The organism is Streptomyces vilmorinianum, assembly GCF_005517195.1.
Lineage (GTDB): Bacteria > Actinomycetota > Actinomycetes > Streptomycetales > Streptomycetaceae > Streptomyces > Streptomyces vilmorinianum.
The window spans coordinates 113,747-139,341 of sequence record NZ_CP040244.1 but is presented as its reverse complement, the minus strand read 5'-3'; the positions used below and the strand labels follow the sequence as shown (position 1 = coordinate 139,341).

The 25,595-nt window shown below is 71.3% G+C and carries 24 protein-coding genes and 1 pseudogene; 15 read left to right on the top strand and 10 right to left on the bottom strand.

Features of this window, described 5'->3' with window-relative positions; all coding sequences use genetic code 11:
* Window positions 1-8 precede the first annotated feature (8 nt).
* The 4 genes and pseudogenes from FDM97_RS00660 to FDM97_RS00645 form a co-directional block, all read left to right on the top strand.
* Window positions 9-440, top strand: a complete 432-nt coding sequence (locus FDM97_RS00660; protein WP_137988329.1) for an ATP-binding protein — start codon at window positions 9-11, stop codon at window positions 438-440.
* 273 nt (window positions 441-713) lie between these two features.
* Window positions 714-1,565, top strand: a complete 852-nt coding sequence (locus FDM97_RS00655; RefSeq protein WP_137988328.1) for a helix-turn-helix domain-containing protein — start codon at window positions 714-716, stop codon at window positions 1,563-1,565.
* Window positions 1,566-1,617: 52 nt separating this feature from the next.
* Window positions 1,618-2,229: a Uma2 family endonuclease gene (locus tag FDM97_RS00650; RefSeq protein ID WP_137988327.1), complete on the top strand. Its 612-nt coding sequence runs from the start codon at window positions 1,618-1,620 to the stop codon at window positions 2,227-2,229.
* Between the two features lie 9 nt (window positions 2,230-2,238).
* Window positions 2,239-2,514: pseudogene (locus tag FDM97_RS00645) on the top strand (hypothetical protein); the annotation flags it as partial.
* A gap of 64 nt (window positions 2,515-2,578) precedes the next feature.
* On the opposite strand, the gene aspS reads toward FDM97_RS00645, so the two are convergent.
* Entirely contained in the window at window positions 2,579-4,399 is a 1,821-nt protein-coding gene (gene aspS, locus FDM97_RS00640) for an aspartate--tRNA ligase (protein WP_137988326.1), read from the bottom strand.
* Between the two features lie 137 nt (window positions 4,400-4,536).
* Between aspS and FDM97_RS00635 the strand changes: the two genes are divergently transcribed.
* Both FDM97_RS00635 and FDM97_RS00630 read left to right on the top strand, forming a co-directional pair.
* Complete coding sequence (locus FDM97_RS00635; protein WP_137988325.1) at window positions 4,537-6,696, top strand: SpoIIE family protein phosphatase; 2,160 nt, start codon at window positions 4,537-4,539, stop codon at window positions 6,694-6,696.
* Between the two features lie 250 nt (window positions 6,697-6,946).
* Complete coding sequence (locus FDM97_RS00630) at window positions 6,947-7,765, top strand: oxygen-binding di-iron domain-containing protein (RefSeq protein WP_137988324.1); 819 nt, start codon at window positions 6,947-6,949, stop codon at window positions 7,763-7,765.
* Between the two features lie 12 nt (window positions 7,766-7,777).
* On the opposite strand, the gene FDM97_RS00625 is transcribed toward FDM97_RS00630, so the two are convergent.
* Together FDM97_RS00625 and FDM97_RS00620 are read right to left on the bottom strand one after the other, a co-directional pair.
* A complete protein-coding gene (locus tag FDM97_RS00625) occupies window positions 7,778-8,860 on the bottom strand; it encodes an AI-2E family transporter (RefSeq protein WP_137988323.1) in 1,083 nt (360 codons plus the stop codon).
* Window positions 8,861-9,059: 199 nt separating this feature from the next.
* On the bottom strand, window positions 9,060-10,022 hold the full coding sequence (locus tag FDM97_RS00620; RefSeq protein WP_137988322.1) for a pirin family protein: 963 nt from the start codon (window positions 10,020-10,022) through the stop codon (window positions 9,060-9,062).
* 134 nt (window positions 10,023-10,156) lie between these two features.
* Here FDM97_RS00620 and FDM97_RS00615 point away from each other — a divergent pair, with 134 nt between their 5' ends.
* Window positions 10,157-10,633, top strand: coding sequence for a hypothetical protein (locus FDM97_RS00615; RefSeq protein WP_137988321.1), 477 nt, complete (start codon window positions 10,157-10,159; stop codon window positions 10,631-10,633).
* 34 nt (window positions 10,634-10,667) lie between these two features.
* Here FDM97_RS00615 and FDM97_RS00610 read toward each other — a convergent pair whose 3' ends face one another.
* Window positions 10,668-11,171, bottom strand: a complete 504-nt coding sequence (locus tag FDM97_RS00610; protein WP_137988320.1) for an SseB family protein — start codon at window positions 11,169-11,171, stop codon at window positions 10,668-10,670.
* Window positions 11,172-11,422: 251 nt separating this feature from the next.
* Here FDM97_RS00610 and FDM97_RS00605 point away from each other — a divergent pair, with 251 nt between their 5' ends.
* From FDM97_RS00605 to FDM97_RS00595, 3 genes are all read left to right on the top strand, one after another.
* Window positions 11,423-13,252: an acyl-CoA dehydrogenase gene (locus tag FDM97_RS00605; protein ID WP_137988319.1), complete on the top strand. Its 1,830-nt coding sequence runs from the start codon at window positions 11,423-11,425 to the stop codon at window positions 13,250-13,252.
* A gap of 149 nt (window positions 13,253-13,401) precedes the next feature.
* Window positions 13,402-14,706, top strand: a complete 1,305-nt coding sequence (locus FDM97_RS00600) for a M18 family aminopeptidase (RefSeq protein ID WP_137988318.1) — start codon at window positions 13,402-13,404, stop codon at window positions 14,704-14,706.
* Window positions 14,707-14,818: 112 nt separating this feature from the next.
* Window positions 14,819-15,142 carry a hypothetical protein gene (locus tag FDM97_RS00595; protein ID WP_137988317.1) on the top strand — a complete coding sequence of 108 codons (324 nt, stop codon included), beginning with the start codon at window positions 14,819-14,821 and terminating at the stop codon, window positions 15,140-15,142.
* Between the two features lie 13 nt (window positions 15,143-15,155).
* Here the strand turns inward: FDM97_RS00595 and FDM97_RS00590 are convergent, their stop codons facing one another.
* Window positions 15,156-16,949, bottom strand: coding sequence for an NHL domain-containing thioredoxin family protein (locus FDM97_RS00590; protein WP_137988316.1), 1,794 nt, complete (start codon window positions 16,947-16,949; stop codon window positions 15,156-15,158).
* A gap of 163 nt (window positions 16,950-17,112) precedes the next feature.
* Between FDM97_RS00590 and FDM97_RS35625 the strand changes: the two genes are divergently transcribed.
* Genes FDM97_RS35625 through FDM97_RS00575 form a run of 3 tightly spaced genes read left to right on the top strand, consistent with a single transcriptional unit; the run spans window position 17,113 to window position 19,632 of the window.
* Window positions 17,113-18,330 carry a hypothetical protein gene (locus FDM97_RS35625; RefSeq protein WP_175438991.1) on the top strand — a complete coding sequence of 406 codons (1,218 nt, stop codon included), beginning with the start codon at window positions 17,113-17,115 and terminating at the stop codon, window positions 18,328-18,330.
* A gap of 18 nt (window positions 18,331-18,348) precedes the next feature.
* Window positions 18,349-19,110: a bestrophin-like domain gene (locus FDM97_RS00580; RefSeq protein WP_137988315.1), complete on the top strand. Its 762-nt coding sequence runs from the start codon at window positions 18,349-18,351 to the stop codon at window positions 19,108-19,110.
* Between the two features lie 30 nt (window positions 19,111-19,140).
* Window positions 19,141-19,632 (top strand): LURP-one-related/scramblase family protein, encoded by a 492-nt coding sequence (locus FDM97_RS00575; protein WP_137988314.1) that lies wholly within the window; start codon window positions 19,141-19,143, stop codon window positions 19,630-19,632.
* Window positions 19,633-19,765: 133 nt separating this feature from the next.
* Here the strand turns inward: FDM97_RS00575 and FDM97_RS00570 are convergent, their stop codons facing one another.
* A complete protein-coding gene (locus tag FDM97_RS00570) occupies window positions 19,766-20,575 on the bottom strand; it encodes a carbon-nitrogen family hydrolase (RefSeq protein WP_137988313.1) in 810 nt (269 codons plus the stop codon).
* Window positions 20,576-20,733: 158 nt separating this feature from the next.
* Here FDM97_RS00570 and FDM97_RS00565 point away from each other — a divergent pair, with 158 nt between their 5' ends.
* The gene (locus FDM97_RS00565) at window positions 20,734-21,561 is read left to right on the top strand and encodes a maleylpyruvate isomerase family mycothiol-dependent enzyme (RefSeq protein ID WP_137988312.1); all 828 of its coding nucleotides are present in this window, start codon (window positions 20,734-20,736) and stop codon (window positions 21,559-21,561) included.
* A 101-nt stretch (window positions 21,562-21,662) separates the two neighbouring features.
* Here the strand turns inward: FDM97_RS00565 and FDM97_RS00560 are convergent, their stop codons facing one another.
* The 3 genes from FDM97_RS00560 to FDM97_RS36785 all read right to left on the bottom strand — a co-directional run bounded on the left by FDM97_RS00560 (window position 21,663) and on the right by FDM97_RS36785 (window position 23,823).
* Window positions 21,663-22,976, bottom strand: coding sequence for an MFS transporter (locus FDM97_RS00560; protein ID WP_137988311.1), 1,314 nt, complete (start codon window positions 22,974-22,976; stop codon window positions 21,663-21,665).
* On the bottom strand, window positions 22,973-23,614 hold the full coding sequence (locus tag FDM97_RS00555) for a GntR family transcriptional regulator (RefSeq protein ID WP_175438990.1): 642 nt from the start codon (window positions 23,612-23,614) through the stop codon (window positions 22,973-22,975). The genes FDM97_RS00560 and FDM97_RS00555 overlap by 4 nt, the downstream gene beginning before the upstream one ends.
* An 86-nt stretch (window positions 23,615-23,700) precedes the next feature.
* Complete coding sequence (locus FDM97_RS36785) at window positions 23,701-23,823, bottom strand: hypothetical protein (protein ID WP_284440276.1); 123 nt, start codon at window positions 23,821-23,823, stop codon at window positions 23,701-23,703.
* A gap of 80 nt (window positions 23,824-23,903) precedes the next feature.
* Here FDM97_RS36785 and FDM97_RS00550 point away from each other — a divergent pair, with 80 nt between their 5' ends.
* A complete protein-coding gene (locus FDM97_RS00550) occupies window positions 23,904-24,179 on the top strand; it encodes a helix-turn-helix domain-containing protein (RefSeq protein ID WP_137988309.1) in 276 nt (91 codons plus the stop codon).
* Between the two features lie 17 nt (window positions 24,180-24,196).
* On the opposite strand, the gene FDM97_RS00545 is transcribed toward FDM97_RS00550, so the two are convergent.
* Window positions 24,197-25,576, bottom strand: coding sequence for a dihydrolipoamide acetyltransferase family protein (locus tag FDM97_RS00545; protein ID WP_137994578.1), 1,380 nt, complete (start codon window positions 25,574-25,576; stop codon window positions 24,197-24,199).
* Between the last annotated feature and the right edge of the window lie 19 nt (window positions 25,577-25,595).

Here is a 25,595-nt window from a genome sequence, read left to right as displayed (position 1 = left end):
TCGGTGACGTGAACGAGAAGAAGACCATCCAACTCCACGCACCCGCACGTCACTTCAGTGTCCTGCTGTCCCCCACGCCACGCGGTGCGCGGCTCGCCCGGCTGCTCGCCGTGGAGTGGCTGCGCACCCGGGACCTGCCGTACGGCGTCACCGAAATCGCCGAGCACGTCGTCGCCGAGCTCGCCACGAACGCCGCCACCCACGGCCGGGTTACCGGACGGAACTTCCGCCTCGCGCTCCTGGTCGACGCGGGCACCCTCCGTATCGAAGTCACCGACACCCGAGGCGACGACCTACCGCGCCTGAAGTCTCCGGGCGCCGACGCCGACTCCGGGCGCGGTCTGCTCCTCGTCGGTGCCCTCGCCGACCGCTGGGGCGTCGAGCTCGGCCCCGTACCCCGTAAGACCGTATGGGCCGAAATCGATCTGCGAGCTCCGTGACCGGAGGCCCACCGCGCGGGCTCCGGTGCGGCCGACGGTCTTCCCAAGAAACGACGAGAGAGAAAGAAACCGCACCAAGCCCCACCCTTCCCCGCCCACGGTGCGCACGCTCACTCATGCGGGTGAAAGACACCAACTCGGCTGGCTTTGGGACGGGTTGTTTGATCTACGCTCAGCGCGACACACCACATCACCGCTGACATGCGTCGGCCCCCGCCGGGACTGCGAATCCCAGTGCGAGGGCCTGACCATCAAGGAAGAGAACCCTTCCCGATGGATAGCCAGAACACTAGCGTGCGCCCGCACGCCCAGTCCCGTAACGGCGGGAAAAACCACCCCTATCGGCGTGCCGGTGGCGTCATCCACGACAACTCCCGCCACACCACCCGCTTCACGGTGATCGGCAACCACCTCGCCCAGCACGCCGAGTTGTCGCTCCTGGCCATCGGCCTGGCCGTCCACATCCAGTCGCTCCCCAGCGGCGCTTCCGTCGACATCAGGACCCTCGCCGACCGTTTCCCCGAGGGGAAGACCCGGATCGCCGCCGCCCTGCGCGAGCTGGAGACCCACGGCTATCTGCGCCGCACCTGCGAACGCACCAGCAGCGGCCGCATCGTCACCCGTACGGTCTCGTGCAACCAGCCGGGACGGACCGGCGACGCGACCGAGACGAAGCCCGCGAGGCCCGCGAGGCCCGCGAAGCCCAGGCCCCCGGCCCGCCGCGCCCTGCCCGCCGTACCGCAGCCCGCGTACCCGGCGCCCGACCTCCTGGAGACCGCGCTCGGTGTCCTCGCCGGCCTCCACCGTGAGGACCCCCGCCTGCTGTTCTCGGCCACGGACGCGGAACACCTCGCTCCCGGCGCCGCCGCCTGGCTGGAACGAGGCCTCACCGCCGACGCGGTCCAGCGTGCCCTGTCAGCCGACCTACCACCGGAGCCCCTGCGCCGCCCGGCTGCCTTCCTGGCCCACCGCCTCACCGCCCAGCTCCCGCCGCTGCCTTCCTTCCGCGCCCCGGAAGCGGAACGCCACCCGCTCCAGAACTGCGACGTCTGCGACCACGCCTTCCGCGGCCCCGAACCGGGCCGCTGCGGCGGCTGCCGCTCCGATCACCAGGAAGGTGCCTAACATGAACGTGACGATCCTTGCCCCTGGGCACAGACGACGAGGAGCGAGCGCCATGACCATCGTCCCGGACGACGCACGGCAGGGCGCCTCCCACCTGTACCGGACCATGAGGGACTTCGTTCTCTCGGTGGACGACACACTTCCGGGCAAGTTCGAGATCACCAAGGAAGGGATCGTCCTCGACATGATGTCGCCCAGCGGCCGTCACGAACTGACGGCACTGCGGCTCCGGAAGCGCCTGGAGAAGGTGATGCCGGAGGAGTTCGCGGCCCACACGGGCGAGCCCAATGTGGAGAACGAGCCCGAAGGCATCATGCGCCGCCCCGATCTCATGGTGATCGCGGAAGCGGACATGGACATCGACGGTTCCTTCGACCCCCGCACCCTCCTCGCCGCCGTCGAGGTCGTCTCCCGCTCCAACCCCGACAACGACTGGGTGGGCAAAGTGCGCGACTACGCCCTGATCGGCGTCCCCGTCTACGCGATCTTCGACCCCCGAACCGGCACCGGCGCCGTCCTCACCGACATCCACTCCACCCCCGACGGCCCCCGGTACGCCACCCGCAAGGACTTCGTGTACGGCGAGGACGTCACCATCGCCGACTGGGCCATCTCGACCCAGGACCTGCCGCGTTACGAGAGCGGGTCCGGCAAGGGGCGCTGACACGCACGGCAGGGGGTGGGAAAGCGCCCGGCCAAGGAACTCTGGAGGAACCTGGTGGCCGTGGACCTCTCCTTCTACACGTCGTGGCTCTCGGAAGAAATCCGGGACGAAGGCCGCGCCCATCGCGCCGCCGAGGACGTACTCGACGTCTTCGAGGTGCGGGGCATTGATGTCCCCGACGACGTCCGGGAACGCATCACGACCTGCGACGATCTCGAGCTTCTGCGGCACTGGCACCGCCGCGCCATCACCGCGCCCACAGCGCGCGACATCTTCGGGGCCTGAGACACGAAACGCCCGGCCGGGAAGTCCCGGCCGGGCGTTTCGTGTACGTACACCTACCGCCGCGTCAGCGGCCCGCGTCCGGGTGGACCGCCTCGGTGATCGGGCGGCCGTCCGTCGGCTTCTCCTTCGCGACCGGCTTGCGGAGCTGGATGTTCAGCTCCTTCAGGCGCGACTCGTCCAGCTCCGTCGGGGCGCCCATCAGCAGGTCCTGGGCGTTGCCGTTGAGCGGGAAGGCGATCGTCTCGCGGATGTTCGGCTCGTCGGCGAGGAGCATCACGATGCGGTCCACGCCCGGGGCGATGCCGCCGTGCGGCGGGGCGCCGTACTCGAACGCGCGGAGCATGCCCGCGAACTCGCTCTGGACCGTCTCGCGCGAGTAGCCCGCGATCTCGAAGGCCTTGAACATGATCTCGGGCTCGTGGTTCCGGATCGCGCCCGAGGAGAGCTCGATGCCGTTGCAGACGATGTCGTACTGCCAGCCGAGGACGTCCAGCGGGTCCTGGGTCTCCAGGGCCTCCAGACCGCCCTGCGGCATCGAGAACGGGTTGTGCGAGAAGTCGATCTTGCCGGTCTCCTCGTCCCGCTCGTACATCGGGAAGTCGACGATCCAGGCGAACCGGAAGACGTTCTCCTCGAACTGGCCGGCGCGCTTGGCGGCCTCGACCCGGACCGGGCCCATGATCTTGGAGACCTCGTCGAACTCGCCCGCGCCGAAGAAGACGGCGTGGCCGGCCTCCAGGCCGAGGCGCTCGACGAGAACCTTGACGTTCTCCTCGGTGAGGAACTTGGCGATCGGGCCGGTCAGGGCGTTGTTCTCGCCGACGCGGACCCAGGCCAGGCCCTTGGCGCCGAGGGAGACGGCGAAGTCGCCCAGGCCGTCGAAGAACTTGCGCGGCTGGTCATCGGTGTTCGGCACCGCCAGGGCACGCACGTGCTTGCCGGCGAACGCCTTGAACTCGGAGTTCTCGAAGACGTCGGTGATGTCGACGAGCTCGAGCTCGGTGCGCAGGTCCGGCTTGTCGTTGCCGTACTTGAGCATCGACTCGCGGAACGGGATCCGCGGGAAGGGCGACGTGACGTGGCGGCCGCCGCCGAACTCCTCGAAGAGCTCGGTCATGAGCTTCTCGATCGGCTGGAAGACGTCCTCCTGCTCGACGAACGACATCTCGACGTCGAGCTGGTAGAACTCGCCCGGCGAACGGTCGGCGCGGGCGTCCTCGTCGCGGAAGCAGGGCGCGATCTGGAAGTAGCGGTCGAAGCCGGAGATCATCAGCAGCTGCTTGAACTGCTGCGGCGCCTGCGGCAGCGCGTAGAACTTGCCCGGGTTCAGACGGGACGGGACGACGAAGTCGCGGGCGCCCTCGGGGGAGGTCGCGGCGAGGATCGGGGTCGCCATCTCGTTGAAGCCGAGGGCCACCATCTTGGAGCGGATGGACGCGATGACGGCGGAGCGCAGCATGATGTTGCGGTGCATGCGCTCGCGGCGCAGGTCGAGGAAGCGGTACTCCAGGCGCCGCTCCTCGTTCACGCCGTCGTCGGTGTTGATGGTGAACGGGATCTGCTTGGCCGCGCCCAGGACCTCGATCTCGGCGGCCTCGATCTCGATCTCGCCCGTCGGCAGCTCGGGGTTGACGTTCTCCGCGCCACGCGAGACGACCTTGCCGTCCACGCGGACGACGGTCTCCTTCGTCAGCTTGTCGAGGACCTCGGCAGCGGCGGTGCCGGGCCGGGCGACGAGCTGCGTGATGCCGTAGTGGTCGCGCAGATCGATGAAGAGGATGCCGCCCAGGTCGCGCCGATTGTGCAGCCAGCCGCTCAGCCGGACGTCGGTGCCGACGTCAGAGGCGCGGAGCTCGCCGCAGGTGTGGGACCTGTACCGATGCATCGTCGTTCATCCAGTCTTCGGAATCGGTGGGGAGCCTGGGTATACATCCAGGCCCGTCAAGGGTACCGGGCGACCCAAGATCCCTTTTCGAATACTCTCAGTGGCGACCTGGAGTCCGATATTCATAAAGTGGGGCAATGCGCACCGAGGACGTCCTGGCCGCGATCGCGACCGGTCTGTGGCGCTGGGACAACGCGTCCGGGATCGTCACCCTCGACGCCGAGGCGGCCCGGCTTCTCGGGCTGCCCGCGGAACCCGTTCAGCTCAGTGAGGCGGCGGTCCGCTCCCGGTTTCATCCGGTCGACTGGAACGAGATCGACGGGGTCGTCAACCTGGCGGTGGCGGAAGGAACCCTCGCGGAGGCGCGGCTGCGCATCATGGACGGGGACGGACGGGTGATCCGTACCGTACGCAGCCGGTCCAAGCCGCTCATCGAGGGCAAGGACTACCAGCTCGTCGGCACCCTCCAGGAGGTCGCCGAGCCGCAGCCCGGCACCGCCGCCCGTACGCCCGTCACCGGGGACTGGCGCCGCTCGCGCGAGGCGTTCCTGCTGGACGCGGGCCGGGCGCTCGCCGAGGCCCGGTCGACCGCCGAGGTGCTGCGGGTCGCCGCCTCCCTCTCCATGCCCGGCTTCTCGCCCGACGGGCTCGCCGTCTTCGGGGTCGCCGGCGAGCGGCTGACGATCATCGGGCACCACGGGCACAACGCGGGCGACGAGGGGCCGTTCACGTCGATGTCGGTGGACACCGACTATCCCGCGGCGGAGGTCGTACGGACCGGGCGGGCGATCTATCTGCCGTCGCCGCAGGAGTATCTGCGGCGCTTCCCGGTGACCTGGCCGCTGGCGAAACGCTTCGGCCGGCAGTCCTGGGCCTACCTTCCCCTCATCGTCGCCGGGCGGACCATGGGCGCCTGGATGGCCGCCTTCAAGCACCCCGTCGCCTTCACCCCCGACGAGCGCTCCGTCCTCACGACCGTCGCCCGCATGCTCGCGCAGGCGCTGGCCCGGGCGGGCGTCGCCGAGTCGGAGCGCGAGCTGTCGCTCGGCCTGCAGCGGACGATGATGCCGGTCCTCGGGCCCGGCATCCCCGGCCTGCACGTCGCCGCCCGGTACGTCCCCACCGGGGGCGGGCTGCAGGTCGGCGGCGACTGGTACGACATGATCCAGCTGCCGGGCGGCCGCATCGCCCTGGTCATCGGCGACGTCCAGGGCCACGACGTCCGCGCCGCCGGGCTGATGGGCCAGCTTCGGATCGCCCTGCGCGCGTACGCCTCCGAGGGCCATCGGCCCGACGCCGTCCTCTCCCGCGCCTCGCGCTTCCTGTACGGGATCACCGACGGGGACGGGGACGGGGACCGGGACCGGGACGGAGTCACGGCCGCAGACGGGGGCGGGGACGAGGGCAAGGGCGAGGGCGGCGGCGCCCCGGACGGCGGTCCCCGTTTCGCCACCTGCCTCTATCTGGAGATCGACCCGGCCACCGGCGTCGTGGACATCGCCCGCGCCGGGCACCCCGACCCGGCGGTCCGGATGACCGACGGAACGGTTCTGCTGCGGCCCACCGCCGGCGGGCTGCCCCTGGGCATCGACCCGGACACCGACTATCCGACGACCCGGTTCACGCTGGAGCCCGGCGAGACCCTGATGATGTGCACCGACGGGCTCCTGGAGACCGGCGGCCACGACCTCGACAGCGGCTGGGAGCGCATCCGCGCGCTGCTCGAAGGACACGAAGGCGATTCCCTGGAGGAGCTCGCCGACGGCCTCGTCGAGGCCGTCCACGGGCCCGGCTCCCACCACACGACCGGGCCGCTCGCCGACCGCCGCGAGGACGACATCGCGCTCCTGCTCCTCTCCCGCCAGGGCGCGGCCGTCCGCCAGGCCCCGCGGCGCACGATGATGACCGTCGCCCAGGCCGAGCCGGAGCGGATCGCGGCCGCCCGCCAGCACCTGCGCCAGCTGCTCCACGACTGGACGGACGACGACCAGATCGACTCGGCGGTCCTGATGGTCTCCGAGATGGTCACGAACGTCCTCATCCACACGGACGGGGACGCGCTGCTCGTCGCGGAGGTGACCTGCGACGACGAGGCGCGCCGGCTGCGGGTGGAGGTCTCGGACGGCAGCGACGAGCTGCCGCACAAGCGGCATCCGGGCGAGATGGCGTCCTCGGGGCGGGGGCTCGTGCTGATGGAGATGCTGGCGCACGCGTGGGGCGTGGACCCGCGGGGCGAGGGCAAGTCGATCTGGTTCGAGCTGAACGAGCCGCCGTCGGGGAAGGGCTGCTGCTCGTAGTCGACGCGGGGCGGCGGGGCCGGCACCGGGCCGTACGGGCACGGCAGCGCACGCTGCGCGAGGCGTACCGAAGCGTGAGGCGCACGGCGCGCGGGCAAACCGGCGCGTGAGCGCCGCCGCGCGAGGCGTACCGGCGCGTGAGGCGCACGGCGCGCGGGCAAACCGGCGCGTGAGGCGCACGCCGGGCGAGGCGTACCGGCGCGGAGGAGACTGGTGTCGTACGGCCGCCGGGGGGACCACGGAGCGCGCCATGGACACCCACAGGGTCGGAAGCGACACCACCGTCCTCGCCGACAGCCTCGAAGTACCGGGCATCGGCCACATTCCCGCCAACGCGTACGTCGTCACCGCCAAGGAGCCGGTCGTCGTCGACACCGGTCTCTCGATAGCCGACCGGAACTTCGTCAACACGCTCGCCGAGGTCATGGACCCCGCCGACGTCCGCTGGATCTGGCTCACCCACCCCGACCGTGACCACACGGGCGGCATCTTCGACCTGCTCGTCGCCGCGCCCCAGGCACGGGTCGTGACCACCTTCCTCGGGGCCGGGATCATGACGACCGAGCGCCCGTTGCCGATGGACCGCGTGTACTTCGTCAATCCCGGCCAGTCCCTCGACGTGGGCGACCGCATGCTGCACGGCTTCCGGCCGCCGCTCTTCGACAACCCGGCGACGGTCGGCTTCTACGACGACAAGACCCGGATCTGCTTCAGCTCCGACTGCTTCGGCGGGCCGATGCCGACCGCCGAGCTCGCGGAGAGCGGGCACGCGAACGACCTCAAGCCCGAGGAGCTGCGGCAGGCGCAGCTGCTGTGGGCGACGGTGGACAGCCCGTGGGTGCATCTCGTGGCCCCGGCGAAGTACCGGGAGACGATCGAACCGCTGCGGGACATGAACCCGGAGATCGTGCTGTCCACGCATCTGCCGCCCGCGGTGCGGATGACCGAGCTGATGATCGAGACGATCTCGATGGCCCCGGACGCGGACCCGTTCGTGGGCCCCGACCAGGCGGCGCTGGAGCAGATGCTGGCGTCCTTCGAGCCGGGCGGCATGCCGGCGGCGACCTGAATCACTCCGCGATCACTCCGGGGCGGCCGGGGCCGGTGCCTCCGGCGTCCCGTACCGGCTGCGCAGCTCGCCGATCACCCCGAAGGCGGCCGCCGTCACGGGCACGGCGAGCAGCATGCCGAGGACGCCTGCGACGGAGGCCCCGGCCGTGATGGCGAGCATGACGACGGCCGGGTGCATCTGCACGGTCCGGCTCTGGATCACGGGCTGCAGGACGTTCCCCTCCAGGACCTGGACGGCCAGGACGACGCCGAGGACCCACAGGGCGATGACGAAGCCCCGGTCGGCGAGCGCGACGAGGACGGCGACGGCGCCGGAGAGGAAGGCGCCGAGATACGGGATGTAGGCGGTGACGAAGACGAGCGCGCCGAGCCCGACGGCGCCGGGGACCCGCAGGATCAGCAGCCCGACGGTGATGAGGACGGCGTCGACCAGGGCGACGATGGTGGTCCCGCGCATGAAGCCCTCGACGGCCTCGAAGGCGCGGCGGCCCATGGCATCCATCGTGTCGCCGGTCGCGCGCGGGGCGACCGAGCGCAGGGCCCCGGCCACCTTGTCGGAGTCCCGGAGGAAGAAGAAGATCAGCAGCAGGGCGAGGATGGCCATGGCGGCCACCTGGGCGACGACGCTGAGCCCGGAGATCACGCCGGAGGCGGCGGTTCCGCCGAACCTCTCCAGCAGCGTCTTCGCGTTCTTCGCGACGTCGTCGAGCGAGGTGCCGGCCGCGCCCAGGTGGTCGGCGATGTCGACGGCGGCCTGCCGCAGCGAGGTGATGATCTGGTCGCCGGTCTCGAGGAGCGCGACGACCACGATGTAGGTGGCGCCGCCGACGAAGCCGAGGACGGCGAGGACGGTCAGCCCGGCCGCGAGCGACTTCTGCACCTTCATCCTCAACAGGCGCCGGTAGAGCGGCCCGAGGAGCGCGGTGCCCAGGATCGCGAGCAGGACGGGCGTGACGGCCGTCTGGAACACGACGCACAGCCAGATCCCGACGGCGGCGACCCCGGCGACGAGCAGAGCGACGACACACCAGGCGGCGACCCGTCGGGCGGCCTCGGGAAGGAGCGGTCTCCGGTCTTGCGGCTGCGGCTGCACGCCTTCACCGGACCACGCCCCGCGGCGTGTCGTCCTGCGGTACGGCCCCGGACGGGTGACGGGCCGTCAGAGCCCGTACGGATACGGCCTCCGGTACGCGTACGGGGCCGGGCGCGAGCCCAGCCCCGTAACGCGTCTTCGCCGGCGCCGTCGCCGTACCGCGCCGTCGCCGTACCGCGCCGTCGCCGTACCGCCTCGCTTACTCGCCCATGCCGTGCACGGCCGGGATCGTGCCGAGGCGGCCCGCCTGGAAGTCCTCGAAGGCCTGGCGCAGCTCGGCCTGGGTGTTCATGACGAACGGACCGTAGTGCGCCATCGGCTCGCGGATCGGCCGGCCGCCGAGGACGACGACCTCCAGGTCGGGGGTGTGCCCGTCCTGCTGCTCGTCGGCCCGGACCGTCAGCGCGCCGCCCTTGCCGAAGACCGCGGTCTGGCCCATGTGGATCGGCCGCCGCTCGGTGCCGACGGAGCCGCGGCCCGCCAGGACGTAGACGAGGCCGTTGAAGTCCTCGCGCCAGGGCAGGGTCACCTCGGCGCCCGGACGGACGGTCGCGTGGATCATCGTGATCGGGGTGTGGGTGATGCCCGGGCCCGCGTGGCCGTCCAGCTCGCCCGCGATGACGCGCAGCAGCGCGCCGCCGTCGGGGGAGGCCAGCAGCTGCACCTGGCCGCCGCGGATGTCCTGGTAGCGCGGCGCCATCATCTTGTCGGAGGCCGGCAGGTTCACCCACAGCTGGAGGCCGTGGAAGAGACCGCCGCTCACGACGAGGGACTCCGGCGGGGCCTCGATGTGGAGCAGTCCGGATCCGGCGGTCATCCACTGGGTGTCGCCGTTGGTGATGGTGCCGCCACCGCCGTTGGAGTCCTGGTGGTCGAAGACGCCGTCGATGATGTACGTGACGGTCTCGAACCCGCGGTGGGGGTGCCACGGCGTCCCCTTGGGCTCGCCGGGCGCGTACTCCACCTCTCCCATCTGGTCCATCATGATGAACGGGTCGAGGTACTGGTAGTTGATCCCCGCGAACGCGCGGCGCACCGGGAAGCCCTCGCCCTCGAATCCCGACGGCGCCGTGGTCACGGCGAGCACGGGGCGGGAGACGGCGTCGGCCGGGGCGGCGACGCGCGGGAGCGTCAGCGGGTTCTCCACAGTCACTGCAGGCATGGTCGGTACCTCCTCGTCAGCCGAGTTTAGTTGAAACTCGAACTTTCTGCCACACCTCGCAGAACAGAGAAGATCCCGGGGACATTCCCCCGGGACCCAACCGTCGCGGGTCGGCCCGCGTCCTACCGTCCGTGATGGATCCCCACGACCACGACCACGACCTGCCGGAGAACCCGGAGAACCCGGAGAACCCGGAGAACGAAGAAGGCGAGCTCAGGCCCGGCCCGCTGTGGCGGCACGCGCTCTGGGCGGTGGGCGTCACCCTCTGCGGCCTCGGCCTGGGCTGGGCGGCCTCGACGTTCCGCCTGGGGCCGCCCGAATACGGCATCCCGAGCGCCGCGCCCGGATCGCCCTGGCTCCTGCTCGCCGTGTGCGGCGTCACCGGCCTGGCCGCCGCCGCGCTGCTGCGCGCCACCGCCGCCCGCGTTCCGGTCTACGGCCCGGGCCGGGTCGGCCTGGGCATCGCGTTCCTGGGAACGCGGCTCGCGCTCGGCTTCCGCCCGGAGCCGGCCGTCCTGGGCGCGGGAGCCGCCGCCGCGCTGCTGATCGCCGTCGCCTGGTGCGCGTACGCCCGGTGGACACACCGCGGTGCGCCCCCGGTCGAGGCGTAGATCAGTCGGGAATCAGCCGGGAATCAGCCGGGAATCAGCCGTACATCCGGCGCATCGCGAAGTCGACCATCTGCTCCACGGCCTTCGCGTCGAAGACCATGCGGTGGTCGCCCTCCATGTCGAGGACGAAGCCGTAGCCGGTCGGCAGCAGGTCGATCACCTCGGCGCCGGTGATCACGAAGTACTTCGACTCCTTGCCCGCGTACCGCCGCAGCTCCTTCAGGGAGGTGAACATCGGGATGACGGGCTGCTGGGTGTTGTGCAGGGCAAGGAAGCCGGGGTTGTCGCCCCGGGGGCAGTAGACCTTCGAGGTCGCGAAGATCTGCTGGAAGTCCTCGGCCGACAGGGACCCGGTCGTGAAGGCCCGCACGGCATCGGCGAGCGACGGCGGCGACGGCTCCGGATACAGGGGCGGCTGCTGGCCGTACCCGCCCTGCATCCCGCCCTGCATACCCCCCCCAATGCCGCCCTGCATCGGCTGCTGCGGCGGCGGGGCGTACTGCTGCTGGGCGCCCTGATTCTGCTCGTAGCCGTACATGTGCCTAGCGTACCGAGCGGGCCGGGCGGCCGTGCCGGTACGCCCGTGGACGATCCGGACGCCCTGCGGCTTCGAGAGGAAGTCGTCCGTCGGCGCGGGCCGCGCAAGGGGGTCGGGGCATTGCGCGCGTCACAGATCGACCGAAAGGGTTGCTCTTATTACCGGTGGGTAGCATCATCGGAGAGAGCATTAGCTACTCGCTGGTACGTGTACGAGGAACCTGCCTCCCCGATCCTTACGGAGCCGTCGCCATGGGGCACTACAAGTCGAATCTCCGCGACATCGAGTTCAACCTCTTCGAGGTCCTCGGGCGCGACAAGGTGTACGGCACCGGTCCGTTCGAGGAGATGGACGTCGAGACCGCCAAGAGCGTCCTGGACGAGATCCGCCGCCTCGCCGAGAACGAGCTGGCCGAGTCCTTCGCCGACGCCGACCGCAACCCGCCGGTCTTCGACCCCGAGACGAACACCGCGCCCGTCCCGGCGAGCTTCAAGAAGTCCTACGAGGCCTTCATGGAGTCCGAGTACTGGCGCCTGGGCCTCCCCGAGGAGATCGGCGGCACCACCTCGCCCCGCTCCCTGATCTGGGCGTACGCGGAGCTGCTGCTCGGCTCGAACCCGGCCATCTGGATGTACTCCTCCGGCCCGGCGTTCGCCGGCATCCTCTTCAACGAGGGCAACGAGGCGCAGAAGAAGGTCGCGCAGATCGCCGTCGAGAAGCGCTGGGGCTCCACGATGGTCCTCACCGAGCCGGACGCCGGCTCGGACGTCGGCGCCGGCCGCACGAAGGCGGTCCAGCAGGAGGACGGCTCCTGGCACATCGAGGGCGTGAAGCGCTTCATCACCTCCGGTGAGCACGACATGGAGGAGAACATCCTCCACTACGTCCTCGCCCGCCCCGAGGGCCACGGCCCCGGCACCAAGGGCCTCTCCCTCTTCCTCGTGCCGAAGTTCCACTTCGACTGGGAGACCGGCGAGCTGGGCGAGCGCAACGGCGTCTACGCCACCAACGTCGAGCACAAGATGGGCCTCAAGGCCTCCAACACGTGCGAGATGACCTTCGGCGACCAGCACCCCGCCAAGGGCTGGCTGATCGGCGACAAGCACGACGGCATCCGCCAGATGTTCCTCATCATCGAGTTCGCCCGCATGATGGTCGGCACGAAGGCGATCTCCACCCTCTCGACGGGCTACCTCAACGCCCTCGAGTACGCCAAGGAGCGCGTCCAGGGCACCGACCTGGCGAACTTCATGGACAAGACCGCGCCCAAGGTCACCATCACGCACCACCCCGACGTCCGCCGCTCGCTGATGACGCAGAAGGCGTACGCCGAGGGCATGCGCTCCCTCGTCCTCTACACGGCCGCGGTCCAGGACGAGATCCAGGTCAAGGAGGCGGCGGGCGAGGACGCGAAGGCCCTGATCGGCCTGAACGACCTGCTGCTCCCGATCGTGAAGGGCTACGGCTCCGAGAAGGGCTACGAGCAGCTCGCCCAGTCGCTGCAGACCTTCGGCGGCTCCGGCTTCCTGCAGGAGTACCCGATCGAGCAGTACATCCGGGATGCCAAGATCGACACCCTCTACGAGGGCACCACGGCCATCCAGGGCCAGGACTTCTTCTTCCGCAAGATCGTCCGCGACCAGGGCGCGTCCCTGAACGCGCTGGCCGAGGAGATCAAGAAGTTCCTCGCGGTCGGCACCGGCGGCGAGGAGCTGGCCGGCGCCCGCGACGCGCTCGCCAAGGCGGCCGTGGACCTGGAGGGCATCGTCGGCAAGATGCTCACCGACCTCACCGCCACCGGCGAGGACGTCAAGAACATCTACAAGGTCGGCCTCAACACCACCCGCCTGCTGATGGCCTCCGGCGACGTGGTCGTCGGCTACCTGCTGCTGAAGGGTGCGGCCGTCGCCGCCGAGAAGCTGGCCGCCGGCGCCTCCGCCAAGGACCAGGCCTTCTACCAGGGCAAGATCGCGGCCGCGAAGTTCTTCGCCGCCAACGTCCTGCCGGGTGTCGGCGCCGAGCGCGCGCTCGCCGAGGCCGTCGACGGCTCGCTGATGGACCTGGACGAGGCCGCGTTCTAGTACGCGCCCCGTCCACGAAGGAACGGCTCGCTCCCGGGGAGGGGAGTGGGCCGTTCCGTTTTCCTCGCCCGGCTCTGGCCGTCAGGGACGGCCCGTTCCGTTTTCCGGGGCCCCGTCATCGCCTTTCGGACCGTGCGTATGGTGAACGCATGAGTAGCGCACCCTCCCGCCCCTCGCAGGCGTTCGACCGTGGCCACACCGACGACCTCATGACCTTCCTGGCGGTCTCGCCGTCGCCGTACCACGTGGTGGCGAACGCGGCCGAGCGCCTGGAGAAGGCCGGATTCCGGCAGGTCGAGGAGACCGCGTCCTGGGACGCCTCGGCCGGCGGGAAGTACGTGATCCGCGGCGGCGCGATCATCGCCTGGTACGTACCCGAGGGCGCCGCCGCCCACACCCCGTACCGGATCGTTGGCGCCCACACCGACTCCCCCAACCTGCGCGTCAAGCCGCAGCCCGACATGGGCGCCCAGGGCTGGCGCCAGGTGGCCGTGGAGACGTACGGCGGCACGCTGCTCAACACCTGGCTCGACCGCGACCTCGGACTCGCCGGCCGCCTCACCCTGCGGGACGGCTCGACGAAGCTGGTGAACGTCGACCGCGCCGTGCTGCGCGTCCCCCAGCTCGCCATCCACCTCGACCGCCAGGTCAACGACGGCCTCAAGCTCGACCGGCAGCGCCACATGCAGCCCATCTGGGGGCTGGGCGAGGTCCACGAGGGCGACCTGATCTCCTTCGTGGCCCAGGAGGCCGGCGTGGACGCCGAGGACGTGGCCGGCTGGGACCTCATGGTCCACGCCATCGAGGCCCCCTCCTACCTCGGCCGCGACCGCGAACTGCTCGCGGGCCCCCGCATGGACAACCTGATCTCGGTGCACGCGGGCGTGGCCGCCCTGACCGCCGTGTCGGCGCAGCCGGACCTCGCGTACATCCCGGTCCTCGCCGCCTTCGACCACGAGGAGAACGGCTCCGAGTCCGACACCGGCGCCCAGGGCCCGCTCCTCGGCAACGTCCTGGAGCGCTCCGTCTACGCCCGCGGCGGCGCCTACGAGGACCGTGCCCGCGCCTTCGCCGGCTCGGTCTGCCTCTCCTCCGACGTCGGCCACGCCGTCCACCCCAACTACGCGGAGCGCCACGACCCGACGCACCACCCGCGCCCCAACGGCGGACCGATCCTCAAGGTCAACGTGAACCAGCGGTACGCGACCGACGGCACCGGCAGGGCCGTGTTCGCCGCGGCCTGCGAGAAGGCCGGCGTGCCGTGGCAGTCCTTCGTCTCCAACAACGACATGCCGTGCGGCACGACGATCGGCCCGATCACCGCCGCCCGGCACGGCATCAGCACCGTCGACATCGGCGTCGCGTGCCTGTCGATGCACAGCGCCCGTGAGCTGTGCGGCGCGGACGACCCGTACCACCTCGCCAACGCGCTGGTCGCCTTCCTGGAAGGCTGACAAGGCCTGACAAAGGCCCGGCGAAACCCGGCGAGGTCCGACGAGGCCCGGCGAGGTCCGACGAGGCCCGGCGAAACATCCGGGAAAGGCCCCTCCTGACACGGTCTCTCTCATGGAGCGTCAAGAGGGCCCGTCCCGAGGGAAGTTCATCGTGTGCCTGACCGCCGCCGTGCTCCTGGCCACGGCGGCGGGTGGTCTCGTGATCGCGCGGTACGACGAACGCCCGCCCTGGGGCACGGACATCGCCTACGAGGGCGGCTATCTGCAGGCCGTCCGGATCAGCAAGCTCCGGGCGCTGCGCGACGGGGAGTGCGCGGAGATGGAGCGCACGGGCATGGGCGGCGAGCGTGCCGTCCACAACCCGCGGGCGTGGGTGGACGGTTGCCTGGACGGGGCGGCGGGCCGCCCGTCCAGGAACCAGGGGATCGTGCGTTAGGGCCGGGAAAGCCCTACGCGTCCATCCCCGCGAGGATCAACGGCAGGCGCTGGACACCCTGTTCCGCCACCTTCACCGGAACACCCCAGTCCTGCTGGTGCACATGGCAGGCCGGGTACTCGTTGGCCGGGTCGTCGTCGCAGGACGCCGCCATCGCCGAGACGTGCAGCACGCCCTCGGTGATCGCCGGGTTGAGGTCGAGCTCCCGGAAGAGATCCGTGCCCGTGCCCTCGCCGCCGAGCAGCAGCTCCGGCGGGGTCGAGGAGACGAGGAGCCGCGTCGAGGGCCCGTACCGCTCGTCCAGCTTCTGCCCCGTCGGCGCCTGGAAGACGACGTCGAGCCGCAGCCGGCCGGGGGCGACCTCGGTGGCCTCGCGCTGCGTGCGGTGGGCGACCGCCTCGACCTGGACGGCTTCCTCGGGCAGCCGCAGCCGGGTCAGCCGGTGCCGGGCCGACTCGACGACGACGATCTCGTCACCGACGAGCACCGCGTCGCTCGGCTCGCGCAGATCGGTGGCGAGCGTCGTCACCTCGCCGCTCGCCGGATCGAAGCGGCGCAGGGCGTGGTTGTACGTGTCGGAGATGGCGATCGACCCATCGGGGAGGGCCGTGACGCCGAGCGGGTGCTGGAGCAGCGCCTGGGCGGCGGCGCCGTCGCGGTGGCCGAAGTCGAAGAGCCCGGTGCCGACGGCGGTGTGGACGACGCCCTCGGTGTCGATCCAGCGGACCGCGCTCGTCTCGGAGTCGGCGATCCACAGCCGGTCCCCGGTGGCGGCGAGCCCGGACGGCTGCGCGAACCAGGCCTCGGCGGCCGGCCCGTCGACCAGCCCTTCGTTGGTCGTACCGGCCGCGACCTCGACCGTGTCCGTCGCGGGGTCGTACGTCCACAGCTGGTGGACACCGGCCATCGCGATCCACACCTTGCCCTGCCACCAGGCCACGTCCCACGGCGAGGAGAGGTCCACCTCACGGGCGGGCCCGGACGTCGGCGACCCCTGCCACCACTGCTTCCCGGTACCGGCGAGCAGCTCGACCCCGCCGGTGGCCGGGTCGAAGGTACGCAGCGCGTGGTGGACGGTGTCGGCGACGACGACCCTGCCGTCGGGCAGCACCGCGAGCCCCTGCGGCTCGCGGAACGCGCCGTCCCCGATCCGCCGCACCACGCTCTCCCCGTCCGCCGCGAGCTCGACGAGCTCGTGGCGGGTGGTGTCGGAGACCAGGAAGTTCCCGCTGTCGAGCAGGACGGCCTTTCCGGGGAACCGCAGATCGGTCGCGACCGGCTCCGGCGGCACGTACGGCCCGTCGCCGCGCCGCAGCGTCCCCTTGGCCCCGTGCTCGGCCTCCAGCTCCTCGACGAGCGTCCGGATGGCGTTGGCGTGCCCCTCGCCCGCGTGCTGCGCGACGACGTACCCCTCGGGATCCACGACGACGAGCGTCGGCCAGGCCCGGACCGCGTACTGCTTCCACGTCGAGAGCTCGGGGTCGTCGAGCACGGGGTGGTGCACCTCGTACCGCTCGACGGCGTCGACGACGGCCTGGTGCTCGGCCTCGTGGACGAACTTCGGGGAGTGGACACCGATGATCACGAGGGTGTCGCGGTGCTTCTCCTCCAGGTCACGGAGCTCGTCGAGGACATGCAGGCAGTTGATGCAGCAGAACGTCCAGAAATCGAGCAGAACGATCTTTCCTCGCAGGTCGGCGAGGGTCAGTTCGTCTCCACCGGTGTTCAGCCAGCCGCCCTTGCCGATGAGCTCGGGGGCGCGGACACGGGCGCGGGCGCGGGGTGAGGCAGGCGCGGAGTCGTTCATGGTTCAAGGGTGCCGTACGGGGAGTCGGGCGGCGGGACCGGGAGGGTGAAACCGGGGCCGAGGCGGCGGAGTGGGGCGTGTTGTGCCTTTGGCATGTGCCTGTGGACTGGCAAGCATGGCGGAGATCATCCGATTTTCCGTCCTCCGTTGACTGCGAGGTGTCATGCGTCGTCGGCACGCCTGCCTGCCGCTCCTCGCGGCCGCCCTGCTGGTTCTTCCGGTGTCCGGTGCCCGGGCGGGCGGGGCGGGGGACGGGGCGCTGCGGCTCACGGTCACCGTCAACACGCGCGGCGACAGCGGAAGCCGGCCGCCCGACGTGCGGGTCGGGGACCCGGTCGAGAAGCGGTACCGGCTGGTGAACAGCGGGGAGGCGCATCTGTACGGGGTCCGGGTGAGCGATCCGGGGGTGAGCGTGCGCTGTCCGGCCGAGGTGCTGGCCGCGCTCGCCTCCATGGAGTGCACCGCCCGTTTCCCGGCGCGGGCGGGCCACCACGGCGGGACCGCGACGGCCGTGGGGGACATTCCCTCGCTACGGAAGCGGCTCACGGCGACCGCCCGCTCCGGGTACACGGGGGTGGGCGGCGCGCTGGAGCTGACCGCGACCGCAGGGACCCGGACGCCGGGGACCGTGGTCGTCCAGTACGTGATCGCCAATCGGGGAAACCGGCCGGTCCACGCGATCAGGGTCGGGGACGGCGCCCTCGGCCTGGCGGAGGCCGGCATCGACTGCGCGGGGCGGCCCGGCACCGTGCCCGTACTCGCCCCGGGCGCCTCGGCCCGGTGCACGGCGAGCGTCCGGCGGCCGCCGGGCGGTCACCGCAGTGCGGGGAGCGTTGCCGGCAGCGACCGCCTCACCACCCTGGGCGCGCGGGGGAACCCGGTGGGACCGCCGCTTCTGACGGCGCGCACCTCGGCCGCGTTCACCCTGCGGGCACCGGCGGAGGTGCCGGAGGCCGTACCCAAGGCGCGTCGGCCGGCGGGTGGTGCTCCGGGGACGTACGTCATGCCCGTCGGGCCCCCTGTCGGACCGCCGGGCGGCGGGGCCGCCGGAGCACCGGGGCCGGCAGTCGGAGCGGGCCCGGGAGCCGGAACAGGGCCGGGTGGGGAGCCCGGCGCGGGGGCCGCCGCCGTACCCCCACCCGTAGCGCCACCACCACCGCCACCACCGCCGCCACCACCGCCACCGCCGCCTCCGGCCACCGCCGACCTCGCCGTACCACCCCCCACCACCACCACGACCACGACCGACGACGACGGACTCCTCCCCCGCCTGCGCCGCCGCTCCCGCGAACTCCCCGAGCTCGGGATCGTCCTGGCGCTCCTGCTGATCCTGATCCCCGCCGCGATCGCCGCCGCCCTGCTCGGATCCCGACCCCGCTGACCGACGACGGGAAACACCATGGCCCTGCTCGAGATCTCCGTCGTCGTGATGGGTGTCGCCCTGGCCGCCGCTCTCATCGTCGTCGCCAAGACCAGGTTCTTCCCGGTCGGTGAGGACGCCGAGCCGCGCGAGGACGTCGCCGAGTACATCGCCATGATGGTGTCGGTCCTCTACGCCCTCGTCCTCGGCCTCTGCCTCGTCACCGTCTGGGACAACCGCGAAGAGGCCGAGAACTACGTCCGGGCCGAAGCGAGCGCCCTGCACCAGACGTATCTCTTGGCCGGCGCGCTCCCCCCGCCCCAGCGCGCACCCCTCCGCGAGGCCGCCCGCTCGTACGCCACCCATGTGGTCGATGTCGAATGGCCCAGGATGGCCGCCCGCGAGCCCCTCGGCTCCACGGGCTGGGCACTCCTCGAGCGGCTCCGCGCCTCCGGCGAGACGCGCAACCGGCCCACGAGCTCCCAGTGGATCGCCGCCCAGGAAGTGCTCGTCCAGATCGGTTACGTGGACGACGCCCGGCGCCTCCGGGAAGCGGCCTCCCAGGAACGGCTCTCACCCGTCCTGTGGGCGGGCTTGGTCATCGGCGGCGTGCTGACGCTGGCCTTCATGTTCCTCTTCGGCATCAAGCGGAGCGCCACCCATGTGGTGATGGTGATGGGCCTCGCCGGCTTCATCGCCTTCACCGTGCTCCTGATCCACCAGCTCGACGCCCCCTTCGGCGAGATGCTGGGCACGGACCCGGAGCCCTTCACCCGCTACTTCTCCATGGCCCCGGCGTGAACCGGCGCCCGCCGGGGAAGCCCTGGCAGCATGAAATACCTCGTACGGGACAAAATCTTCGCCATCGGCGACGACTACTGGATCGAGGACGAGAACGGGCGCCACGCCTTCCTCGTCGACGGCAAGGCCCTGCGGCTGCGCGACACCCTGGAGCTGAAGGACCCCGCCGGGCAGGTCCTCGTCACGCTGCGGCAGAAGATGTTCAGCCTGCGGGACACGATGACGATCGAGCGCGACGACCGGCCGCTCGCCACGATCCGCCGCAAGCGGCTCTCGCTGCTCCGCAACCACTACCGGGTCACGCTGGTCGAGGGCACCGAGCTGGACGTCAGCGGCCGGATCCTGGACCGGGAGTTCACCGTCGAGTACGACGGTGAACTGCTCGCCCACATCTCCCGGCAGTGGTTCCGCGTCCGGGACACGTACGCCGTCAACGTCGTCCGCGAGGACACCGACGCGGCGCTGCTGATCGCGGTCGCGGTGTGCGTGATCCGGATGGCGGAGCGGGAACGCGAGGACTAGGCCGCAGGACGAGGACCAGGGACCGGCGAGGCACTCGGTCGCGGAGTGGAGTGGAGTGGAGTGCGCCGGCGCGCCCGGAGGCGTACGGGATCGGACGCGACGCCCCGTCACGCCCGCGCCACCGCGGCGGCCCTCAGCCCCGTTCCGGCCGCGCCACGCCCAGCACCCGGTCCTTCAGCGCCGGGAACTGCTCGCGTGTCGTCGTCACCTTCGCCGGGTCGAGCTCGACCCGCAGGATCTCCTCGCCCGGGCCCGCCTCCGCGAGGACCTCGCCCCACGGGTCCACCACGATCGAGTGGCCGGCCTGCTCCACGCCCGCGTGCGTGCCCGCCGTGCCGCAGGCCAGCATGTACGCCTGGTTCTCCACCGCCCGGGCCCGGGCGAGGAGCGTCCAGTGGGCGCGGCGGCGCGCCGGCCAGCCCGCCGGAAGGACGAAGGCCTGCGCGCCCGCGTCCACCAGGCCCCGGAACAGCTCGGGGAAGCGCAGGTCGTAACAGGTGCCCACACCCACCGTCAGGCCGGGCAGGGCGACCGTCACCAGTTCGTCCCCCGCCGCCATCATGACGGCCTCGCCCTTGTCGAAGCCGAAGCGGTGGATCTTCCGGTAGGTGGCGGCCAGTTCGCCGGCGGGGGAGAAGACGAGCGAGGTGTTGTAGAGGGCTCCGCCCGCCGCCTCGACGACCGAGCCGGCGTGCAGCCAGACCTCCGCGTCCCGGGCGGCCGCCGCCATCGCCTCGTACGTCGGGCCGGGCGTGGGACCGTTCACCGACTCGGACTCCGCCGCGAAGGACTCGTACGCGAACGCCCCCATCGGCCACAGCTCCGGCAGGACGACGAGATCCGCGGCGCCGCGCTCCTCCCGTACCAGCCCGGCCACCCGTGCTCGGCGAGAATCAACCGATTCATCCGGGTCTACTGCGATCTGGATCAGCGAGGCGCGCACACTACCACCGTCCTGGCATTCGAGCCGTCAACACGGGCCTACGATCGTCACACGAAAGCACTGCCGGGGTGCCTTCGGGCAGCGTAACTTAGCGTCCGAGCCTCCCACGCAGTCATGTTTTCAGCCCGCGCACCGCAGAAGAACCGCCGAGGGGTCCCGTGACCGTCCATCCCAGCCTTCAGACCTACGCCGACGCCTGGACCCACTCCATCGAGGCGATAGCCGAGCTGGTGCAGCCGCTCGTGGAAGGCGAATGGAATCGCGCCACCCCGTGCCCGGGCTGGTCGGTGCGCGACATCGTGTCCCATGTGATCGGCATGGAGTGCGAGATGCTCGGCGACCCGCGCCCCATCCACTCGCTGCCGCGCGATCTCTACCACGTACGCAGTGAGTTCGCCCGCTACATGGAGATGCAGGTCGATGTGCGGCGGCACCACACCGGCCCCGAGATGACCTCGGAGCTGGAGTACGTCCTCATCCGCCGCGCCCGCCAGCTGCGCAACGAGAACCGCCGGCCGGACCATCTGATCCGCGCCCCGCTCGGCGCCGAGCAGACCCTGGAACTCGCCTACCGGCTGCGGGCCTTCGACGTCTGGGTCCACGAGCAGGACCTGCGCGCCACGCTCGGGCAGCCGGGCAACCTGGACTCCCCCGGCGCCCTGGTCACCCGTGACGTGCTCCTCGAGGGGCTGCCGAAGGTGGTCGCCAAGGACGCGGGGGCGCCGGCGAGTTCGGCGGTCGTCCTCGACGTGCACGGTCCGGTGGAGTTCCTGCGGACGGTACGGGTGGACGCGGAGGGCCGCGGGTCGGTCGACGGAGCGCCCTCGCTCGGCCCGCTGGCGACGCTGGCGATGGACTGGGAGACGTACGTCAGGCTGGCCTGCGGCCGCGTCCGGCCGGCCGAGGTGGCCGACCGGATCAAGACCGAGGGCGACATGGACCTGGCGCAGGCGATCCTGGACAACTTCGCGGTGACGCCCCGGTAGTCCACCGGGGCGGCCCACCGGGCGATCCACCGGGCGGCCCACCGGGCGATCCGCCGGGCGGTCCACCGGGCGATCCGCCGGGCGGCCCACCGGGCGGTCCGTCACGCCGGTACGTGCACGGCCTCGACGCGGCTGGCGACGAGGCGTTCCCGTTCCCTGCGGGCCGTGCGGGCCTTCAGGCGCAGGATCTGCACGATGCCCAGTGTCTCCAGGACGAAGACGGAGGAGAAGGCGATCCGGTAGTCGTCTCCGGTCGCGTCGAGGAGGACGCCGACCGCGAGCAGGGTCGTCATCGAGGCGACGAAACCACCCATGTTGACGATTCCCGAGGCCGTTCCCTGACGCTCCGGCGGATTGGCCGGGCGGGCGAAGTCGAAGCCGATCATCGACGCGGGTCCGCAGGTGCCGAGGACGGCGCAGAGGGTGATCAGGAGCCACAGCGGCGCCCGGTCGCCGGGGTACGCGAGGGTGGCGCCCCACAGCAGCGCGGTCGCGGCGACCGTGCCGAGGGCCAGCGGGGCCCTGGCCGCGTGGTGCCGGGCGATGATCTGCCCGTACGCGAGCCCCACCACCATGTTGGAGAGCACCACGAGCGTCAGCAGCTCCCCGGCGGCGCCCCGGCTCAGGCCCTGGGCCACCACCAGGAACGGCAGGCCCCAGAGCAGCAGGAACACCATGGCCGGGAACTGGGTGGTGAAGTGCACCCACATGCCGAGCCGGGTACCGGGCTCTCGCCAGGACTCGGCGATCTGGCGGCGGACGAACGCCGCGCCGGCGTGCGCGACGGGCTGCGGCTCGTGGCCCTCGGGGTGGTCCTTGAGGAAGAGCAGCAGGAGGGCGAGGACGACGACGCCCGCGATCGAGCTGCCGACGAAGGTCGTCGTCCAGCCCAGGCCGTGCAGCGCGCGGGCGATGAAGATCGTCGAGACGAGGTTGCCCGCCATGCCGAAGAGGGCCGCGACCTGGCCGATCAGGGGGCCGCGCCGGGCGGGGAACCAGCGGGTGCCGAGCCGGAGCACGCTGATGAAGGTCATCGCGTCGCCGCAGCCGAGCAGCGCGCGGGAGGCGAGCGCCATGCCGTACGAGGGGGAGAGCGCGAAGCCCAGCTGCCCGACGGTGAACAGCACGACGCCGATCGTCAGCACCCTCTTGGTGCCGAGCCGGTCGACCATGAGGCCGACGGGTATCTGCATGCCGGCGTAGACGAGGAGCTGGAGGATGGAGAAGGTGGAGAGCGCGGAGGCGTTGACGTCGAAGCGGTCGGCGGCGTCGAGTCCGGCGACGCCCAGTGACGTACGGAAGATGACGGCGACGAAGTAGACGGCGACGCCCACGCCCCACACGAGGGCGGCGCGCCGGCCGCCGGGAGGGTCGCCGGGCAGGGTGGCGGCCGGTCCGAGGCCCCGTCCGCTCACCGGGCCTCACCCCGGACCAGGACCTTGACCCAGCTCAGGTGCTGCCGGACGCAGTGGGCGGCGCCCTCCGTGTCACCGGCCCTGATCCGCTCCAGGATCTCGGCGTGCTCGGTGATGTTCTTGGCGATGCGGTCGGGCTGGGACTGCATGACGGCGACGCCCATGCGCAGCTGACGGTCGCGCAGCTGGTCGTAGAGGCGGGCGAGGATCTGGTTGCCGGCGTGCTTGACGATCTCGGCGTGGAAGCAGCGGTCGGTGACGGCGACCTCGGCGAGGTCCCCGGCCTCGGCCCGTCGGCGCTGCTCCTCCAGGAGCTCTTCGAGGCGCTCGATCAGGGAGGCCGGCGCGGGCACGGCGCGGCGGACGGCGAACTCCTCGACGAGCAGCCGGGTTTCGACGACATCGGCGATCTCCTGCGCGGAGACGGCGAGGACGAGGGCGCCCTTCTTCGGATAGAGCTTGAGCAGCCCTTCCATCTCCAGCTTGAGCAGCGCTTCCCGTACGGGGGTGCGGGAGACCCCTACGGCCTGGGCGAGTTCGCCCTCGGTGAGCAGGGTCCCTCCCTCGTACCGGCGGTCGAGAACGGCCTGCTTGACGTGCATGTAGACACGGTCGGCTGCTGGGGGTGCGGATGCCATGCGCACAGCTTAGATACAAGAGGGGTGCAACAGGCAGGCCCGTCCGCGATGCGGACGGGCCTGACTGTCGGGAAGGGATCAGCCGGTCAGCTGCCGATCGGGATGTAGCCGGACCAGCTGGTCGCGGCCGTGCTGGCGGCGGTGCTGCCGTTGCGCACCGCGACACGGAAGTTGATGCGACCCTCCTCGCACATCTCGTAGTTGCACACGCCGGTACCGCCGTCGGAAGCGGTTACCGTGGCCGAGATCGCCAAGACCCGGGGGCTGCGGAAGCAGGAGGAGACGAGGCGTGCACGACGCTGTGGACAATCAGTACATCGTCGAGTTACTGGTGCGGGGGTGGAGCGACGAGCGCATCTCACGCGCGCTTGCCCTGAGCAAACGCACCGTGCAACGACGCGTACGTCAGCTCATGCAGGAGTACGGCTGTACGAGCCGCTTCGCGCTCGGCTTCGCGCTCGGCTTCGCGCTCGGTCTGCGGGCCGTGCCGCGGTCGACGGGCAGAGGCAAGGGCCCGGACGCCCACAGGCGTCCGGGCCCTTCGCCGTCCCGGCGTTTCACGTGAAACGCACTTCTGACTCTTTACGCCCAGGTGATGAGCCTCTTCGGCTGCTCCAGGATCGCGGCGACGTCCGCCAGGAACTTGGAACCGAGCTCGCCGTCCACCAGGCGGTGGTCGAACGACAGGGCCAGCGTCGTCACCTGACGCGGCTTCACCTTGCCCTTGTGGACCCACGGCTGGAGCTTGATCGCACCGACCGCGAGGATCGCGGACTCGCCCGGGTTCAGGATCGGGGTACCGGTGTCGACGCCGAAGACGCCGACGTTGGTGATGGTGAACGTGCCGCCCTGCATCGCCGCCGGGGTCGTCTTGCCCTCGCGGGCGGTGGCGACCAGCTCGCTCAGGGACTTCGACAGCTCCGGCAGGGTCTGGGCGTGCGCGTCCTTGATGTTCGGCACGATCAGACCGCGCGGGGTGGCCGCGGCGATGCCCAGGTTGACGTAGTGCTTGAGCACGATCTCCTGGTTCGCCTCGTCCCAGGCCGCGTTGATGTCCGGGTTGCGCTTGGCGGCGACCAGGACGGCCTTGGCGATGAGGAGGAGCGGGTTGACCCGCAGGCCCGCCATGTCCTTGTCGGACTTGAGCTCCTCGACCAGCTTCATCGTGCGCGTGATGTCGAAGGTCACGAACTCGGTGACGTGCGGCGCGGTGAAGGCCGAGCCGACCATCGCCGCCGCCGTGGCCTTCCGTACGCCCTTGATCGGGATACGGGTCTCCCGCGCCTCCGCCGAGACGGCGACGGCGGGTGCCTCGGCCGCGACTGCCGGAGCGGTCACCGGAGCCGCCACCGGCGCGGGTGCGGCGACGGCGGGCGCCGGGGCGGCCGCCGCGTGGACGTCCTCGCGGGTGATGATCCCGTCCGGGCCGGTCGGGGTGACCGTCGCGAGGTCGACCCCGAGGTCCTTGGCGAGCTTGCGCACCGGCGGCTTGGCCAGCGGGCGTGCGGCGGTGGCGACACCGCCGTGCCCGTTCAGCTGCTCCGGTACGGAGACAGGAGCGGATACGGGCGCGGCGGCGGGAGCCTCGACCGTGGTCTTGCGCGCCCGGCGCTTGGTGGAGCTCGCGGCCACGCCGTAACCGACCAGGACCGGCTGCCGGCCCTGCGGCTCGGGCTCCTCGGCCTCGGGCGCCGGAGCGGCCGCGGGAGCCGCGGGCGCCGGAGTCTCGGCCGGACCCGCGCCGCCGACGTTCACCGAGATGATCACCTGGCCGACGTCGACCGTCGTCCCCTCGGGGAAGCGCAGCTCGTGGACCGTGCCGTCGAACGGGATCGGCAGCTCGACGGCCGCCTTCGCCGTCTCGACCTCGCACACGACCTGCCCGTCGGTGACGGTGTCACCGGGCTGGACGTACCACTTGAGGATCTCGGCCTCGGTGAGGCCCTCGCCCACGTCGGGCATCTTGAATTCGCGGATCGTC

Excerpts from the sequence above, each read along its gene's own strand:
- FDM97_RS00655 (WP_137988328.1), top strand. The coding sequence starts at position 714 with ATGGATAGCCAGAACACTAGCGTGCGCCCGCACGCCCAGTCCCGTAAC.
- FDM97_RS00650 (WP_137988327.1), top strand. The coding sequence starts at position 1,618 with ATGACCATCGTCCCGGACGACGCACGGCAGGGCGCCTCCCACCTGTAC.
- aspS (WP_137988326.1), bottom strand. The coding sequence starts at position 4,399 with ATGCATCGGTACAGGTCCCACACCTGCGGCGAGCTCCGCGCCTCTGAC.
- FDM97_RS00635 (WP_137988325.1), top strand. The coding sequence starts at position 4,537 with ATGCGCACCGAGGACGTCCTGGCCGCGATCGCGACCGGTCTGTGGCGC.
- FDM97_RS00630 (WP_137988324.1), top strand. The coding sequence starts at position 6,947 with ATGGACACCCACAGGGTCGGAAGCGACACCACCGTCCTCGCCGACAGC.
- FDM97_RS00620 (WP_137988322.1), bottom strand. The coding sequence starts at position 10,022 with ATGCCTGCAGTGACTGTGGAGAACCCGCTGACGCTCCCGCGCGTCGCC.
- FDM97_RS00615 (WP_137988321.1), top strand. The coding sequence starts at position 10,157 with ATGGATCCCCACGACCACGACCACGACCTGCCGGAGAACCCGGAGAAC.
- FDM97_RS00610 (WP_137988320.1), bottom strand. The coding sequence starts at position 11,171 with ATGTACGGCTACGAGCAGAATCAGGGCGCCCAGCAGCAGTACGCCCCG.
- FDM97_RS00605 (WP_137988319.1), top strand. The coding sequence starts at position 11,423 with ATGGGGCACTACAAGTCGAATCTCCGCGACATCGAGTTCAACCTCTTC.
- FDM97_RS00600 (WP_137988318.1), top strand. The coding sequence starts at position 13,402 with ATGAGTAGCGCACCCTCCCGCCCCTCGCAGGCGTTCGACCGTGGCCAC.
- FDM97_RS00595 (WP_137988317.1), top strand. The coding sequence starts at position 14,819 with ATGGAGCGTCAAGAGGGCCCGTCCCGAGGGAAGTTCATCGTGTGCCTG.
- FDM97_RS00590 (WP_137988316.1), bottom strand. The coding sequence starts at position 16,949 with ATGAACGACTCCGCGCCTGCCTCACCCCGCGCCCGCGCCCGTGTCCGC.
- FDM97_RS35625 (WP_175438991.1), top strand. The coding sequence starts at position 17,113 with ATGCGTCGTCGGCACGCCTGCCTGCCGCTCCTCGCGGCCGCCCTGCTG.
- FDM97_RS00580 (WP_137988315.1), top strand. The coding sequence starts at position 18,349 with ATGGCCCTGCTCGAGATCTCCGTCGTCGTGATGGGTGTCGCCCTGGCC.
- FDM97_RS00575 (WP_137988314.1), top strand. The coding sequence starts at position 19,141 with ATGAAATACCTCGTACGGGACAAAATCTTCGCCATCGGCGACGACTAC.
- FDM97_RS00555 (WP_175438990.1), bottom strand. The coding sequence starts at position 23,614 with ATGGCATCCGCACCCCCAGCAGCCGACCGTGTCTACATGCACGTCAAG.
- FDM97_RS00545 (WP_137994578.1), bottom strand. The coding sequence starts at position 25,576 with ATGCCCGACGTGGGCGAGGGCCTCACCGAGGCCGAGATCCTCAAGTGG.